Origin of the sequence: Aquimarina sp. 2-A2 (assembly GCF_045505135.1) — a bacterium.
Classification (GTDB): domain Bacteria; phylum Bacteroidota; class Bacteroidia; order Flavobacteriales; family Flavobacteriaceae; genus Aquimarina; species Aquimarina intermedia.
Genome location: NZ_JBJKFI010000024.1, coordinates 1 through 543 on the forward strand (window position 1 = coordinate 1; position 543 = coordinate 543).

At 31.3% G+C, this 543-nt stretch carries 1 protein-coding gene; it reads left to right on the forward strand.

Annotated features, from left to right (window positions below; all coding sequences use genetic code 11):
- On the forward strand, positions 1–515 hold a 515-nt coding region (locus ACJRPK_RS17490; protein WP_407141677.1), incomplete at its 5' end, for a hypothetical protein.
- Positions 516–543 lie beyond the last annotated feature (28 nt).

Consider the following 543-nt stretch of genomic DNA (forward strand, 5'->3'; position numbering starts at 1 on the left):
CTATATGTTGTTTAGAAAATGCTGTAACTTTTTACAACCTAAAAAACTTAGACTGGTCATTATTATTTGAGTTTTTATGGCGATTTCCAACGGGAAATGAAATAAAAGACTTAGCACTTTGGCACGAAAATGAAGGAGAATGTGTCCCATTCTGTATTATGGATGAATTGCCTTACGAAAAAAGTCATTTTGAATTCATTTCTAAAGAACAATACGAGATTTTCAAAAATCTGTACTCAAAATCAAACAATATTATTTGGACAATAACAGATTCAATTCATTCAATTGGAACTCAGTATCTATACAGTGGTGTCGGAGACGGAGCGCCAGAAACACTCAAAGAACTTGAAAAAACCATAAATTTATTGAACAAGGAGAATATTCCTTTGCCTAATTTTAATGCTTTTAGAAGTTTAGAATATGAAAAGAATCCTAAAACTGATTGGATAGTTTGGGGAGATAGGATAACACCTGAATCGCTTAGCTTTGAATCAAAATGGATTATCCAAAAATAAAAACTAACCACAACAACTAAGCATTTAT